Source organism: Paraburkholderia sp., assembly GCF_049581445.1.
Lineage (GTDB): Bacteria > Pseudomonadota > Gammaproteobacteria > Burkholderiales > Burkholderiaceae > Paraburkholderia.
The window spans coordinates 1-14,450 of the sequence record NZ_JBAURZ010000373.1 but is presented as its reverse complement, the minus strand read 5'-3'; the positions used below and the strand labels follow the sequence as shown (position 1 = coordinate 14,450).

Below are 14,450 nucleotides of genomic sequence, written 5' to 3'. Positions count from 1 at the left end.
TCACCGGCTTGCCCGCATATTCCTCGCGGCTGTAGCCCATCTGCGCCGTGCGCGAACGATGGCCAAACGAACGCAGGTCGTTCACGCCATACCAGCGATGGCTGCGCAGTTCTTCGGGGGTCTTTCTCTTGGTCACAACATCTCTCCAACTGCGTCCTTGCGACAGGACGCGTTAATAAACACGCTGCTCCGCTTGAGCCACCGCGGTATCCCACGCGGTGACTCAACCAGCATCAGCGCTTCTGCTCCTTCACGCGTGAGACGATCTGGGTCGGACTCACGAATTGCAGCGCGATCAACACCCACACCAGAGTGATCGCCATATAGATCATTGCCATCGCGTCGATGGATTGTGGCGCGCGCACACCGGTTGAAAATACAGCGTAGTACAACGCGACGACCAGCGTTTGCGTGCCCGGCCCGGCGGTGAAGAATGTCAGTTCGAACATGCCGATCGTGCGCACCAGCACGAGCAGCCCCGCGGCGAGCATGCCCGGCACCAGCAACGGCAGCAGCACGTAACGGAAATAGCGAAAAGTATTCGCACCGAAGATGCGCGCGGCGGCTTCCAGATTCGGATCGATCTGTTCGATGAACGGCGTCATGACAAGAATCACGAACGGCAACGCGGGCACGAGGTTCGCAAGGATCACGCCTGGCAGCGTGCCGGCGAGCCCCACCTTGTACATCACCGTGGCCATCGGGATACCGTAGGTAACAGGCGGCACCATCAGCGGCAGCAGGAACACCAGCATCACCAGACGCTTGCCCGGAAACTGCACGCGCGCTAACGCGTATGCCGCCGGTACACCGAGCACCACGGAGAGAATCACCACGGCACCGACGACTTCAACCGTGACCCACAACACGCTCGCCAACTGAAAGTCGGTCCATGCCTGCGCGTACCAATGAAGCGTGAAGCCTTGCGGCAACAGCGTGCCGAACCAGCGCGTCGCGATTGAGTTGACCGCAACCGTCGCAATCAGCAGCACCACGTTCACGAGGAAAAACGCCATCGCGCCCCAGACCAGCACCTTCCAGATGCGATCGGGCAGCGGCGTGCGCTGCTTGAGGGCTTTGCCCGGCTGCGCGCCGTCGTTGCGGCCCGCGCTATTGCGTTGTGGCTCTCCGTTGAGCGTTGGCGTCGCGTTGGCGGGCCACGGATGCGTCGCGTGACGGTCGGTTGTCATCAGCCCTTTCCTCCCGTCACTGGCCCGCTATAGAAGAACCTGCGCGCGCCGAGCATGCCCGCCACCACCACCAGTTGCACGAAGCCCATCACCATGGCAATCGCGGAGGCGAGCGAGTAATCGTAGTTTTCGAACGCGGCTTCGGCGGCGGCAATCGACATCACGCGCGTCGGTCCGGCGGGCGCACCAAGCAGCACCGCCGACGGAAACACCGAAAACGCCTGCACGAACGAAAGACATGCTGCCATCGTCAGACCCGGCACTAGCAGCGGCAGATAGATGCGGCGAAACTGCTGCCACGGACTCGCGCCGAGCGTCGCCGCGGCGCTGGCGAGGGTCGGGTCGATCCCTGTGACGTAGGAGAGCGTCAGCAAAAACGCGAACGGAAAGCCTGACACAATCAGCGAAATCAGCACGCCCCAGAAGTTGTGCGTCAACCGCACTTCATCGGTGTACAGGTGCAGACCCTGCAATGCTTGCGGGAACCAGCCGTTCGGGCCGAAGTACGTCAGCATGCCGTCGGCGATCAGCACCGTGCCAAGCGTGACGGGAATCACGAGCAGCGTCGTCACCAGCTTCTGATACGGCGAGTTGCGGCGCAGCGCGAATGCGACCGGAATCGACACGCCCACATTGATCAGCGTCGCAGGTACCGCGAGCTTCAGCGTGACGAGGATGGTGGGCCACATCGACGTATCGGTGAAGAACGTCACATAGTTCGCCCACACGCCGCCGCCGTTCATGGGATGAAACGACAGCGCCAGACCATACGCAAACGGATAGATGAAGAGCGCGAGGATAAAGATCAGCGCGGGAGCGACCAGCCAGCCTTTAGCGTCGCGCGGAGCGACCGGCGGCGTCATTGCGGGCGCATTCATGCCGCTTCACCGTTGTAGACGAGCGTGCGCACCGGCGGCACGCGCAGCGTAATGCGCTCGCCTTCGGTGAAATCGCCGGCGACGCGCGCCCACAGGTCACCAAACGCAGCCTTCACACGAATCAGCGAATCACGGCCGCCGTATTCGACGGTGGTCACATCGGCGTCGAATGCGTTCTCTGCACCTGGCGTGCTGCGCTCCATATCCTCAGGACGCAGCGCCACGCTCACGCGTTTGCTGTCGAAGCCGTGCATCGGCGTGCCGAGCAATCGCACACCGTTTGCGTTCACCGCCACCGCCTCGCCTTGCGTGCCTTCGAGCGTGAACTCCATTACGTTGCGATAGCCCATGAAGCGCGCCACATGCAGATTCTTGGGGCGTCCGTAGACTTCCTTTGGTGTGGCGACCTGCTGCACCACACCCTCTTTCATCACGACGATGCGATCAGCCATCGACAGCGCTTCGTCCTGATCGTGTGTCACGTAGAGGGTGGCGCGTTCGAGCTGGCTATGAATCCGGCGAATCTCCGCACGCATTTCGATGCGCAGCCTGGTGTCGAGATTCGACAACGGTTCATCCATCAGAATGAGCGGCGGTTCGATCACGATGGCGCGTGCAATCGCAACACGCTGCTGCTGGCCACCGGACAACTGGCCCGGCAACTTGCGTTCATGGCCGACCAGTTGTACGAGTTGCAGCGCTTCGCGCGCGCGGCGCACGGCTTCGGTCTTCGCGACACCGCGCATCTTCAGACCAAAGCCCACGTTGTCCAGCACCGACATATGAGGAAACAGCGCGTAGTTCTGAAACACCATGCCGAAGCCGCGCTTTTCAGGCGGCAAGACGTCGATGCGTTGATCGTCGAGCCAGATGCCGCCGCCCGTCAACGGTTGCAGTCCGGCGATGCAATTGAGCGCCGTAGACTTGCCGCACCCCGAGGGGCCAAGCAGGGCGATGAACTCGCCGCGCCGGATATCCAGGTCGAGGCCCTGCAGCGCGGCCACAGCGTTGCCTTCAGCATTCGTGAAACTGCGGCTCACCGAGTCGAGTCGCAACTGTTCGAAATGATGCTTCATGGCGGTTTCCTGATACTGACGGTGCTATGGGCCTGCTACTTCCCGGATGCTGCCGCACGGACCCGTGACAATGCTGTCGCCCGCCGCGTTCGCCGAGGTCATGGCCCCGACGAACCGTGCGAGCGGTCCTGACTTACTGGCTCTTCTGCGCGCCGATATCGCGGTCCCACTTCTGGAACGCGGCGACCATCGCGGCGGCATCCAGCGGCAACGCGCTCGGATGGCTCGCCAGCATTTGTGCGTACTCAGGGCGTCCGTACTTCTTCAAGACTTCCTGACTATGCGCGGGCGCCTGATCGACAGTGACGCCCTTGATGGCCGGGCCGGGATAGAAATACCCATCGTCAAAGGTGAGGGCTTGCTGCGCCGGCTCAAGCATGAAGTTCATCAGCTTGTAGAGCACCTCGAGTTTTTCCTTTGGCACGCCCTTCGGAATCACCATGTAGTGCGCGTCCGTCACCCACGTCATGTTGTCGAAGGGCTGCACCTTGAACTCGGCGGGCACGATACCGAGTGCGCGCGGATTGATGTCCCAGCCAGTCACCGTGACCGTCATGTCACGCGTGCCCTCGCCCAATTCCTTCATCACCGCCGACGTCCCGCCCGGGTAATACGGCACGCAGTCGTTCAGTTGCTTGAGGAATGCCCAGGTTTTGTCCCAGCCGTGAATCGGATCGCGCGGGTCCTTGTCACCCAGCACATAGGGCAGACCCATCAGGAAGGTGCGGCCCGGACCGGAGTTCGCCGGCCGCGCATAGATCAGCTTGTTCGGATGCGCCTTGCACCATTGCAGCAGTTGATCGGGGGTCTTAGGCGGATCGCTGACTTTGGCAGGGTTGTATTCGAGAAGCGGACCCGCCGGCATATAGGCGACTTCGAGCCCGTAACCTTGAGCCAGGTCCTGCATCTTGCGCGGACCGGGCGCGTATTTGTCGAGCACGCCGGGGAAGGCGGCTGCCTGATCCGGCAGCAGTTTGATCCAGAGGTTCTGTTCGATGCCCGCAGCGAGCGCATCGGTGCCAGTCAGCACCAGATCGATATCGGAGCGACCGGCGGCTTGCATTGCCTTGATCTTGCCAGGCAGTTGCGGCGCAGGGGCATTCGTGTAAGTGATGTTGCCCACTAGATTCGGATACTTCGCCTTGAACGCCTCAAAGCCCTTTTGCGTCAATTGCAGATCACCGGCGACGTCAACGATATTCAGCGCGACCGGATCGGCATACGCGGGCGATGCAAACGTCGCGCCCAAGCCCGCACCCACCGCCACACACAGACCCGCTACCTTGACCGACAGGCTGCCAGAAAATCTCATCGCATCTCCTCGCTTCTTGGTATGGAGGTCCGCCGGTCGAATCGCGGTGTGGGCGGTCCGTATCGCTCAATGGAACATAACGAACGCGAACTGTTGATGTCAAGCAAATGATACGGCTCAGGCAGCAACCCGGGAACGCTTTAAATCGCGCTGAAAGCCTTTTGATACAAAGCGTCCGTGGAAAATTCCCAAGGGCAAACCCGAATCTGACGGTGAGATTTGATTCGCCACTTGTTAGACAACGTTGTGCATAAGGGTACGGACGTGAGTCCACACCTGCATACGCGCCACACTGCTTTTCTCGTGGCTTTCCGCGTTGTTTTCCATGTCGCTTTCCGCGTTGTCTTCCTCTTCCTGTCAGCCGCCCTTCAGGCCCTGAGTGTTCACATAGAGCGAGTACAAGCCATGGCTCGCCGCCATGAACAGGCGATTGCGATGCAGCCCGCCAAAACAGACGTTCGCGCAGCGCTCGGGCAGCGCGATATGGCCGATCGCCTCACCTTGCGGCGTGAAGACACGCACGCCGTCGAGTTCGTCGGTGCCCATACCCCAGCCGCACCACAGATTGCCCTGGATATCGACGCGAAAGCCATCCGGGGTCCCAGGACCGGCGTCGATCAGCACGCGGTTATTCGACAGCGCGCCGTCCTTCACGTCGAAAGCACGGATCTTGCGCGGCTCGCTGCGTGACTCGACCACGTAAAGAATCGACTCATCCGGCGAGAAGGCGAGACCGTTCGGTCCCAGCACATCGTCGATCACCATCGTGACCTCGCCAGTCTGCCCATCCACGCGATACACGCAGGCCGGCAACTCCGACTCCTGCTGTTCGCCCTCGTAAAAGCCGTCGATGCCGAAGGTCGGATCGCTGAACCAGATCGATCCGTCGGACTTCACGATCACATCGTTCGGCGAGTTGAGGCGCTTGCCGTTGTAACGATCCGCCAGCACGGTGATGGTGCCGTCGTATTCCGTACGCGTGACGCGCCGCGTCAGGTGCTCGCAACTCACGAGCCGCCCTTCGCGATCACGCGTATGACCGTTAGCGTTGTTGGACGGCTGGCGAAACGGCGTCACCGCACCGCTCACTTCGTCCCAGCGCAGGATGCGGTTGTTTGGAATGTCGCTCCATAGCAGATAGCGCCCGTCGCCGAACCACACCGGTCCTTCCGACCAGCGCGCGTCCTGATACAGGCATTCGACCGAAGCCGACGCGAGGCGTAACGCCTTGAAACGCGGATCGAGAATGCGGACAGCGGGATCGGGATAGCGTCGGTTGATGTCAGTCATGCCTAGTCCTATGTTGTTGTCTTTGCGGCGTGATGCGCTGGGTTGCCGCAAGGGTCTATATTTTCATGCGCTTTGCGCTCGGTCACTCACGGAGCGCGCAATGTGGCGTTGGTCGCGTTTGAAGCATACGCGCGGATGCTCGAGCGGTTCATCCTTGAAGAGCAACTGCCACGCGATCAGCCACGTAATGCCCAGCAGCGCGATCACGACAAACGACACGCGCCAGCCGAAGGCGACTGCCACCAGTCCCACAATCGGCGCAGCAATTGCGCCGCCGAGCGGCTGACCCGCGTTGGTCAGGCCGACAACGCGCCCAGCTTCGCGACGCGGAAACCAGTTGTTGATGGTCTTGTTGGTGGTCGAGCCCATCGGCCCTTCGCCGATGCCGAACAGGATGCGAAAGAAGATCAGTTGTCCAAAGCCGGTGACGAACGCGGTGGCGCCGCAGAATACGGACCACAGCCCGGCGGCGAGTCCGAATACGCGCTTTGGACCGATGCGGTCCGACGCATAGCCGCCTACGAAGCAGAACACGCAGTAGCCGATAAAGAAGCTGCTAAAGAGCAGACCCATGTCGGCGGGGCCGAGCTTGAGGTCCGACTTGATGAACGGTGCGGCCACAGAGAGCGCGGCGCGATCCAGATAATTCAGCATGCCTGCGACGAACAGCAACGCCGCCACCACCCACCGATATCGGCCGGCCATCTCTGTCTCCCATTCAACAGGGTAGTTGATCGGATGCGGGGCGCTGCACTCGCCCGGTTTCTTCTTGTGTGAACTGATACGCCGTAGTGCGCGGCGTGAGGGGATACACCTCGGGGCTACACCTCGGGTGATGCGCTTGCAGATGCGCCCAGGGGACAAACCCAAGGCGCACCAACAGGCAACGCGAGGTTTATTCCTGTCCGAGCTTGCCGTCGCGCAGACGCCAGAGCTTCAGCGGATTGTCGTCGTGCAGGGCTTCCGGCAGCAGTTCCGCAGGCAGATCCTGATAGCACACCGGACGCAGGAAGCGCTCGATCGCCGTCGCGCCAACCGAAGTCGCGCGGGAATCCGAAGTGGCCGGGAACGGACCGCCGTGGACCATCGCATACGAGACTTCAACGCCAGTCGGAAAACCGTTCGCGAGAATCCGGCCTACCTTGCGTTCGAGCGTTGGCAGCAGTTGCCGCGCCAGCGCGTAGTCTTCAGATTCGAGCTGCAACGTAGCCGTCAGTTGTCCTTCGAGATGCTCGGCCACCTTGATCATTTCTTCGACGTCGGCACACGTCACGAACAACGAGGTCGGTCCGAAGATTTCGTCTTCGAGTTGCGGAGTCGCGAGGAAATGCGCGGCGTTCGTTTCGAACAGCACAGGCAGGGCGGCGCAGGCCGCTTCTGTCGTCGCACCTTGGGCGACGCTTTGCACGCCGGCTTGCTCACCGCGCTGCGCAATACCGTTCTGGTAGGCCGTGGCGATGCCCGCGGTCAACATGGTCTGCGCGCCCTTCTTCGCCAGGGCTTGTGCCGCCGCGTCGATAAAGCCGCGCGTATGCGGACCTTCGAGCACCAGCACAAGACCCGGGTTCGTGCAGAACTGGCCGACGCCGAGCGTGACCGAATCGATCAACGCGTTGGCGAGCGATTCAGCGCGCTTCGCCAATGCACCAGGCAGCACGAAGAACGGATTGATGCTGCTCATTTCGGCGAACACCGGAATCGGTTCGCGACGCTTCGAGGCAATCTCAACCAGTGCAAGGCCGCCACGACGCGAGCCGGTAAAGCCCACCGACTTGATAGCCGGATGCTTGACGAGCGCTTCGCCGGTTTCGTTGCCCGCGCCGATCACGAGCGAGAACACGCCTTCAGGCAAGCCGCTGTCAGCAACCGCCTTCTGGATGGCGCGACCGACCAGCTCGGAGGTGCCCAGATGCGCCGGATGCGCCTTGACCACCACAGGACAGCCCGCCGCCAGTGCCGACGCCGTATCGCCACCGGCGACAGAAAACGCCAGCGGGAAATTGCTCGCGCCGAACACGGCGACCGGCCCTACCGGAATCTTCTGCAGACGCAGGTCCGAACGCGGCAGCGGCTTGCGTTCCGGCAACGCGGAATCTAGCGTCGCCGTCAGCCACCGGCCTTCACGCACGAGCGAAGCGAACAGCTTGAGCTGGCCCACCGTGCGGCCGCGCTCGCCTTCGAGACGCGGCTTCGGCAGCGCGGATTCGATATGCGCACGCTCGATCAGCGCGTCGCCCAATGCAACGATGTTTTCGGCGATGGCTTCGAGAAAGCGTGCGCGCGTCTCGAGCGAGGTCTGGCGATACGGGTCGAAGGCCTGGGCTGCGAGTTCGCAGGCCCGCTCGACATCCGCCGCGCTACCCGCGCCAAACGCGGGTTCGATTTCAGTGTTGTGGACCGGGTCGAACGCGCGCAGCGTGCCCTTGGCTCCGTGAACCGCGGAACCACCGATCAACATGTCTCCGTTAATCTGCATCTTGTCACTCCTGTGGAACGCCACACGGCCAGGCGGATGCCTGGCCGTGCAGCTTTGCAAGCAAACCGGGAAACGGCGCTGTCAACCAGCAAGCGTCGTCAAAAAGCGCCCATCAATGCGCCGGCGAGGCTTCCGCTGCGAACTGACGTTCGAATGCGAGCAGCGTCTGGGTCGCGCTGTCGATACTCGCATGATGCTCTTGCGGGCTCGAACTGAGCAGCGGCAGCATCGGACCCATATCGGCGATCTTCGAGAACGTCACGGCGTCGTGCAGCACGCGGATCAGCGAGATATCGTCGCGCAAGGTTTCGAGCGGCATGAAGACATTGTAGAGGCGCTGCGCTTCGTCTATGTGACCAGCTTTGATGGCGTGCAGCAACGCTGTCACGGCGTGCGAGGCGATGCAACCCGAACCGGTGGTCCAGGCCGCGAGGCCGAAATCGCGCACATGCACGATGGCCGGACGCTCGCCCATACCGGACACCACCTTGGCAGCCGGCACGCTTTGCAGCAGGCGGCGCAGGTAGTCGTCATTGGAGGGATCTTCACGCACGATGGCGTACTTCACTGCGAGCAACGTGCCGCTGTCCACGAGACGGGCCAGCGTGTCCACGTCCACGTAGTTCTCGCTCTTGATGTAGAGCGTGAGCGGAATGCCGGCTGCGTCGACGATACGCTTGAGGCCTGCTTCGACCCCTTCCGAGGTCGTGAAGCCGGCGAGCGGGAGCACCATGGCAGTGCGGTACTCGGTCTGCGCGAGGATGCGCGCCTGATCAAGCATCTTGCCGTAGTCCGGGCCGATGGCCGGAATCACCCGGGTGTCCGGGCCGGCGCTCTCGGCGAGCATATCGAGCAATTCACGGTATTCGCTCACCGCGACGTGATACAGGTTGGCATTGCCGCCGTACAGCAAGGTGCGCACGCCGCCTGCCTCGATGTGCTGGATCAGCTTCTGGTTTTCCGCGGCGTCGAGCGAGTAGTCGGCGCGTCGGGCCAGCGGCGGCACAGCCATGACGGTGGCGGAGAACTCGCTGTCGAGGATGGGAGAGACTTTCATGGCACCTCTGAACGGTATCGAAGAATTGATGCCAAGGTAGCACTTCGTCGCCAATGTTGTCAAACAACATTTGAGGTTTTGCCCGATCGAACCGTTTTGACCCCTGCCTGCGCCGAACACAAGAAATCTTTCAATTCAGGGTCTTCCCCGTATTATTGGGACCATTCGGCGGTCCCGCGAGGCGAAGCGGTTGTCCGGTTTTCGTTTGACAACATCTCACGAAGCGGCAAGGGCGTGGGCCAATTGGGATCCAGATTCCGCCCCTTTGGACAGACCCATCCGCCCTGCTCCACGGCTCTGCCTTCTGTTCAGGCGGCCAGGTCAAGGGGTGGCGCAGGGAAACTGCACCTACAGGGTGCCGTCGCGTGGCAAGTGGAATTTTCCTGGTTGACTAGACAGGTTAAAAATCTGCACGGCAATCACGGCCCGTATGAAATATTTTAGTCAGGGCGGGTGGGTGGGCTCACAGTGGGACGCACGGCCAAACCCGCATACCGGACTGTGCTAGCCGTTTGTGGATTAATACTGCGCATACTCGCTGAAACATTCCGCCCTTGCATACGGGAAACCGTCTGCGGCGAAATTGTTAAGCCACCCGGAAACATTGCCTGGCGCCAATTTAACAATTGATTCGAAGCCTTACACAGCCGCATTGGCCTTACAAAAGAGATCCAGATTAGGCAAATTTTGGCCAATTGCGGTTATTTTTGATTTGTTTCCAGCGCGCTGACTCAAATACCGTGGGACCCAATTACCAGTGTAACTTTGTATTTTTAGTCAACGGCAATAAATGATGATAAATTGCAGTCCAATACCATGCCGGTCGCGAGTTCGCGCCGGCGTCACCCGCAGCCGGGCCGCTGCGACGGAGAATACAAAAGTGTCGCTGCATTTTATCGAACAAATGTCGCCACTACTGGACGCTCCAGACGAAGCGGCGTGGTTTAACGCAGTAACCCGTCTTGCCGATACATGGGGTTTCGACCGGGTTCTCGTCGCCATGTTGCCGCGCCCCGGCATGCGTCTGGAAGACGCTTATCTGCGTAGCACGTATTCGCCCGCATGGCGGCAGATTTACGAAACACAGGGGTTCGCGAACATTGACCCAACGGTCACCCACTGCCTGACGCGCTCCACGCCACTCATCTGGTCACCAGAACTGTTTGCCACGCGCGCCCAGCGGGCGCTCTACGAGGCAGCCTGCCTGCATGGCTTGCGCTCGGGTGTGTCGCTGCCCATCCACGGGCCGCAACAAGAAGCCGGTATGCTGTGCGTCGCTAACAACTTCAAGCCCACTGACGCGTTCTGGATGCAGATCGATACCGTGCTGCCCAACCTCGTGCTGCTACGCGATCTGGTGATCGATACGGGCCGACAGCACGTCCACACGCATATGCAGTCGCGCGTGCCGCAGTTGACGCCGCGCGAGCGCGAATGCCTGAACTGGACCGCGCGCGGCAAATCCACCTGGGAAATTTCCCATATCCTCAGTTGCTCGGAAGCGGCAGTGAACTTCCACGTCAAGAATATCCGGGCAAAATTTGGTGTGACTTCGCGGCGCGCGGCAGCGGTGATAGCAGCGCAACTCGGTCTTATTGACCCGGGTTAAGCAAAGCGGCGGCTTCCTTGCTGTAAATCACCCGCTCTGCCCGTCCTAAATCGCTATCTGAAATCGTTTTCGTCAGGTAAAGCCCGAGCAGGATTGAAACCGGCGGCGGAATTTCAGCACCGGATTCAAAGCGGCTTCCACGCGATTGCGTCACGCCAAAGCGTGCCCAGAAACGGCGCTGGCTTTCCTTTTTTGTTTTACGAAAGGCAATGATCAGGTGCCGATCCACTGCGGGCAAGGCTTCTTCCGAATCCTCGGCAGTCCGGTTTTGAATACCGAACGGGGCTTTCCAATGATTTTCGAGTAATTCCATGATCAGTCTCTCGGGTTGAATGGTGATTATTTGTCTGAATTTTGCGGGACCCGCAAATCGGACACACCTATCCAGGTAGGTAGGTGCAATTTCGATTCAACCTGCATATCCCGTTTAGCCGGGAGAGACCGGGGAAATCCGGCTAGCTGCGCCTGAAAGTGATCTGCGAGATCCTGCGCACCATGAAGGCCGCAACCAGCGCGGCGCCACCGGTGAGTACCACGCCGATATGAATGGATTGCACCAGCACCTGGCGCGCTGCTTCCACGAGCGCCGGCCCCGCGAGCCCTGCCCGGTTCAGTTCGCCAAGTAGCGTATCGCGCAGGCTCGGGTCGATCAGAATGCGCGGGTCCGACAGCTTGGGGAGCCACACCGAGGCAACGGGCTCGCCTAGCACCCGCAATGAATCGGCCACGCCCGCCTCGTAGCGCCGGTTGATGATCGTGGCCACGATGCTGGTGCCGAGCATGCCCCCCACCATCCGCGTGGACTGCAACAGGGCTGTCGTGATGCCGAACCGCTCACGTCCGGCGATCTCCTGGGCGAACACGTTCAGGTTGTTAAGAATGAAACCAAGCCCCGTGCCGACCGCGCCCATCGCCAGTTCGAGGTACAGATGCGGTGTGGCGGGCGTCGCCAGCGCAATTCCCACCGACGCGATCACCAGCAGCCCAAAACCGATCGACAAAATCAGCGTGGGCTTCGGCATATGAATCACGATGCGCGTGTTGATCATGCTGCCGAGCGCGATACAGGCGGCGATCGGCGTGGCCAGTAGCCCCGCCTGCTGCGGGGTCAAGCCGAAGCCGCCTTGCAGCAGCAGCGGCGCAAAGAAGATCAGCGAGAACATCACGAAGCCGGACAGCAGCGAGAGCGTGAACAGCGTCACCAGTTGGCCGTCCCTGAACAGGTCGAGCGGAATCATCGGATGGGTCGCGCGCCGCTCGCAGACCAGCAACGCCCCGGCGCCGATCACCACGAGCGCCGCCAGCAGCAGATTCGCGCCCGTTAGCCCGGACTTGGGCACTGCTTCGATAAAGGTCTGCAGGCCGCCCAACACTAACGCCACCAGCACCGCGCCCGTCCAGTCGATCCGTACCTCGCCACTCACCGCGCGTCGGTAATTCGGCAGGTGCGCCCAGATGAAGTACAGCGCGAGCGCGCCCACCGGCAGATTCACGAGGAAGGTCGAGCGCCAGCCGAATTGCTGACTGAGCCAGCCGCCCAGCGAAGGCCCCGCCGCCGTGCCGATGCCGTACGCGGCTGCCATGATCACCTGCCAGCGCACACGCGCCCGGGCGTCGGGAAACAGGTCGGGAATCGAGGCGAAAGCGGTGCCTACCATCATCCCGCCGCCCACCCCTTGCAGGCCGCGCGCCATCACCAGAAACGGCATGCTGGGCGCGACGCCACACAACAGCGAGGCGAGCGTAAAGACGATCACCGCGGCGATCACAAAGCGCTTGCGGCCGAAGTAGTCACCCAGCCGGCCGAACACCGGCACCGTCACTACCGAGGCCAGCAAATAGGCGCTCGCGATCCACGCGTAGTACTCAAAGCCACGCAATTCGGAAACGATCGACGGTAACGCCGTGCTGACCACGGTCTGGTCAAGCGCCACCAGCATGTTGACAAGCGCGATGCCGAGCATGGCCAGCAACGCATCACGGAAAGGCAGGGGACGGGAGGAGTTCACTTCAAGGCAACGCCGCGTGGCGCGCAAGAACGCCAGACACCAGGTCAGACGGGTTAAACAAAGCGGGCCGCGTTAAACGCGGCCCGGCAGGCGGAAGAACTCAGGAACCGAACATGCGCACAAGCGCGTTTTCGAGGTGCGTGCGCATTGCGTGCCCAGCGGCCTGGCAATCCTTCTTGCGGATCGCTTCGAGCACCGCCAGGTGCTCGGCCTGCACGAGACGCTGGCGTTCCAGCGTCTTCACGAGCGAGAGGTTGCGCGACAGGTTCATGCTGAAGACGATCTGCTCTTCGATGAACGACATCACAGTGATGAAAAACGGATTCTTCGACGCTCGCGCCACGGCAAGGTGAAACGAGAAGTCGTCCTTCGCGCCGATGCCCTGGGTCTCGACGATGCGCTCCAGTTCGTCCCACGCGTGCTGGATGTCGGCGATGTCTTCGGGCTCGGCTTTCTCGGCTGCCAGCGCGGCGGCGCCTGCCTCGGTGACGATGCGAAATTCGTAGCAGCGGCGAATATCGGACAGGGTTTCGAGCGGGGCAAAGCGGCGCACATCCGGGTCGGGCCGGCGTGCCACCGTCGTACCGGAACCATGCCGCGTAACGATGATGCCGTCAGCGCGCAGGCGCGCCAGCGCTTCACGCACCGTGGGCCGCGAAGTCTCGAAGCGGTCGGCGAGAGCGTGCTCGGTGGGTAACCGTTCACCCTCCTTGTACTCGCCTTCGAGAATGCGGTTCAGGATGTCGCTGTAGATCTTGTCCGGCAAGCCGGTCGATTTGCGCTCGTTCATCATCGATGAGAATTAAGCTTGTCAGAATAGGACACGATTGTAAGGCAAACAATGCGGCTCAATTGTCCGAATAGTGGGCATTTGGACAGTTAATGCGCGCAAACGCCCACCGGGCGGCGCTGTGACACTATGACCCCAGTTGACGAAATTTGACAAGCGTTTGATTTACATCCTGGAAACATTCGACTCTTTCCGGGATCATTTAAGCTGACTTCGGTTACAAGTTGCCTCTTGAGCGCCCCCAAAAGCTCCGCTGTGGACAACTTCATCTGCGCCCAAAGAGGCGCAACCGGTCAAGTTGATTGCGATGTCAGAACCCTTCCAACGTGGAGTCTCATATGTACAAACGTATCCTCGTAGCGGTCGACGGCAGCAACACCTCGCGCCGCGCGTTCGAAGCCGCCCTGAGTCTGGCCAGTTCGCAGGGCGCCGAACTACAACCGTTTTACGTGGTCGAAAACTCGCCCATGTACTTCGACGCGCCGGGTTATGACCCGTCCATCCTGCGCGATCGGCTCATCGAGCAGGGTAAGGAACTCGGCAACGAACTCACGCAGGCGATGCGCGCAAAGGGCGTCGCAGGCGAGCTGGCAGTCGGGGAAGCGTCGCCCACCGACGACGTGTCGGCGGTCGTCCTGAAAGCCGCCGCCGCATTCAACGCGGATCTGCTTGTCATGGGCACGCACGGCCGCCGTGGGGTTCAACGGCTTTTCCTCGGCAGCGTCGCCGAACGGTGTGTCCGGCAGGCCGCGTTGCCGGTCCT

13 protein-coding genes are annotated in these 14,450 nt (G+C 61.3%); 2 read left to right on the top strand and 11 right to left on the bottom strand.

What is annotated here, in order from left to right; all coding sequences use genetic code 11:
- Positions 1–233: 233 nt before the first annotated feature.
- The 8 genes from WCA85_RS32135 to WCA85_RS32100 form a co-directional block, all read right to left on the bottom strand.
- Positions 234–1,190 (bottom strand): ABC transporter permease, encoded by a 957-nt coding sequence (locus tag WCA85_RS32135; RefSeq protein WP_424069257.1) that lies wholly within the window; start codon positions 1,188–1,190, stop codon positions 234–236.
- Positions 1,190–2,068, bottom strand: a complete 879-nt coding sequence (locus WCA85_RS32130; RefSeq protein ID WP_424069255.1) for an ABC transporter permease — start codon at positions 2,066–2,068, stop codon at positions 1,190–1,192. The genes WCA85_RS32135 and WCA85_RS32130 overlap by 1 nt, the downstream gene beginning before the upstream one ends.
- Entirely contained in the window at positions 2,065–3,144 is a 1,080-nt protein-coding gene (locus WCA85_RS32125; RefSeq protein ID WP_424069252.1) for an ABC transporter ATP-binding protein, read from the bottom strand. Before WCA85_RS32125 ends, WCA85_RS32130 begins: the two co-directional genes overlap by 4 nt.
- Before the next feature lie 133 nt (positions 3,145–3,277).
- Positions 3,278–4,456: an extracellular solute-binding protein gene (locus WCA85_RS32120; RefSeq protein ID WP_424069250.1), complete on the bottom strand. Its 1,179-nt coding sequence runs from the start codon at positions 4,454–4,456 to the stop codon at positions 3,278–3,280.
- A gap of 357 nt (positions 4,457–4,813) precedes the next feature.
- Entirely contained in the window at positions 4,814–5,746 is a 933-nt protein-coding gene (locus tag WCA85_RS32115; protein ID WP_424069248.1) for an SMP-30/gluconolactonase/LRE family protein, read from the bottom strand.
- A 63-nt stretch (positions 5,747–5,809) separates the two neighbouring features.
- The gene (locus tag WCA85_RS32110; RefSeq protein ID WP_424069246.1) at positions 5,810–6,451 is read right to left on the bottom strand and encodes an MFS transporter; all 642 of its coding nucleotides are present in this window, start codon (positions 6,449–6,451) and stop codon (positions 5,810–5,812) included.
- 190 nt (positions 6,452–6,641) lie between these two features.
- Positions 6,642–8,222 (bottom strand): aldehyde dehydrogenase (NADP(+)), encoded by a 1,581-nt coding sequence (locus WCA85_RS32105; protein WP_424069245.1) that lies wholly within the window; start codon positions 8,220–8,222, stop codon positions 6,642–6,644.
- Between the two features lie 112 nt (positions 8,223–8,334).
- Positions 8,335–9,279, bottom strand: a complete 945-nt coding sequence (locus WCA85_RS32100; protein ID WP_424069243.1) for a dihydrodipicolinate synthase family protein — start codon at positions 9,277–9,279, stop codon at positions 8,335–8,337.
- A gap of 904 nt (positions 9,280–10,183) precedes the next feature.
- On the opposite strand from WCA85_RS32100, the gene WCA85_RS32095 reads away from it, so the two are divergent.
- Positions 10,184–10,888, top strand: coding sequence for a helix-turn-helix transcriptional regulator (locus tag WCA85_RS32095; RefSeq protein ID WP_424069261.1), 705 nt, complete (start codon positions 10,184–10,186; stop codon positions 10,886–10,888).
- Here WCA85_RS32095 and WCA85_RS32090 read toward each other — a convergent pair.
- From WCA85_RS32090 to WCA85_RS32080, 3 genes are all read right to left on the bottom strand, one after another.
- Positions 10,872–11,201 (bottom strand): XRE family transcriptional regulator, encoded by a 330-nt coding sequence (locus WCA85_RS32090; protein ID WP_424069241.1) that lies wholly within the window; start codon positions 11,199–11,201, stop codon positions 10,872–10,874. The genes WCA85_RS32095 and WCA85_RS32090 overlap by 17 nt on opposite strands.
- Before the next feature lie 142 nt (positions 11,202–11,343).
- On the bottom strand, positions 11,344–12,852 hold the full coding sequence (locus WCA85_RS32085; protein WP_424069259.1) for an MFS transporter: 1,509 nt from the start codon (positions 12,850–12,852) through the stop codon (positions 11,344–11,346).
- 145 nt (positions 12,853–12,997) lie between these two features.
- A complete protein-coding gene (locus WCA85_RS32080; RefSeq protein WP_424069239.1) occupies positions 12,998–13,687 on the bottom strand; it encodes a FadR/GntR family transcriptional regulator in 690 nt (229 codons plus the stop codon).
- 338 nt (positions 13,688–14,025) lie between these two features.
- Between WCA85_RS32080 and WCA85_RS32075 the strand changes: the two genes are divergently transcribed.
- Positions 14,026–14,450, top strand: a 425-nt coding sequence (locus WCA85_RS32075; protein WP_424069237.1) for a universal stress protein, incomplete at its 3' end; no start/stop codon positions are given.

Coding starts and splice junctions, on each gene's coding strand:
- WCA85_RS32115 (WP_424069248.1), bottom strand. CDS start 5,746: ATGACTGACATCAACCGACGCTATCCCGATCCCGCTGTCCGCATTCTC.
- WCA85_RS32135 (WP_424069257.1), bottom strand. CDS start 1,190: ATGACAACCGACCGTCACGCGACGCATCCGTGGCCCGCCAACGCGACG.
- WCA85_RS32095 (WP_424069261.1), top strand. CDS start 10,184: ATGTCGCCACTACTGGACGCTCCAGACGAAGCGGCGTGGTTTAACGCA.
- WCA85_RS32120 (WP_424069250.1), bottom strand. CDS start 4,456: ATGAGATTTTCTGGCAGCCTGTCGGTCAAGGTAGCGGGTCTGTGTGTG.
- WCA85_RS32125 (WP_424069252.1), bottom strand. CDS start 3,144: ATGAAGCATCATTTCGAACAGTTGCGACTCGACTCGGTGAGCCGCAGT.
- WCA85_RS32085 (WP_424069259.1), bottom strand. CDS start 12,852: ATGCTCGGCATCGCGCTTGTCAACATGCTGGTGGCGCTTGACCAGACC.
- WCA85_RS32090 (WP_424069241.1), bottom strand. CDS start 11,201: ATGGAATTACTCGAAAATCATTGGAAAGCCCCGTTCGGTATTCAAAAC.
- WCA85_RS32080 (WP_424069239.1), bottom strand. CDS start 13,687: ATGAACGAGCGCAAATCGACCGGCTTGCCGGACAAGATCTACAGCGAC.
- WCA85_RS32105 (WP_424069245.1), bottom strand. CDS start 8,222: ATGCAGATTAACGGAGACATGTTGATCGGTGGTTCCGCGGTTCACGGA.
- WCA85_RS32100 (WP_424069243.1), bottom strand. CDS start 9,279: ATGAAAGTCTCTCCCATCCTCGACAGCGAGTTCTCCGCCACCGTCATG.
- WCA85_RS32130 (WP_424069255.1), bottom strand. CDS start 2,068: ATGAATGCGCCCGCAATGACGCCGCCGGTCGCTCCGCGCGACGCTAAA.
- WCA85_RS32110 (WP_424069246.1), bottom strand. CDS start 6,451: ATGGCCGGCCGATATCGGTGGGTGGTGGCGGCGTTGCTGTTCGTCGCA.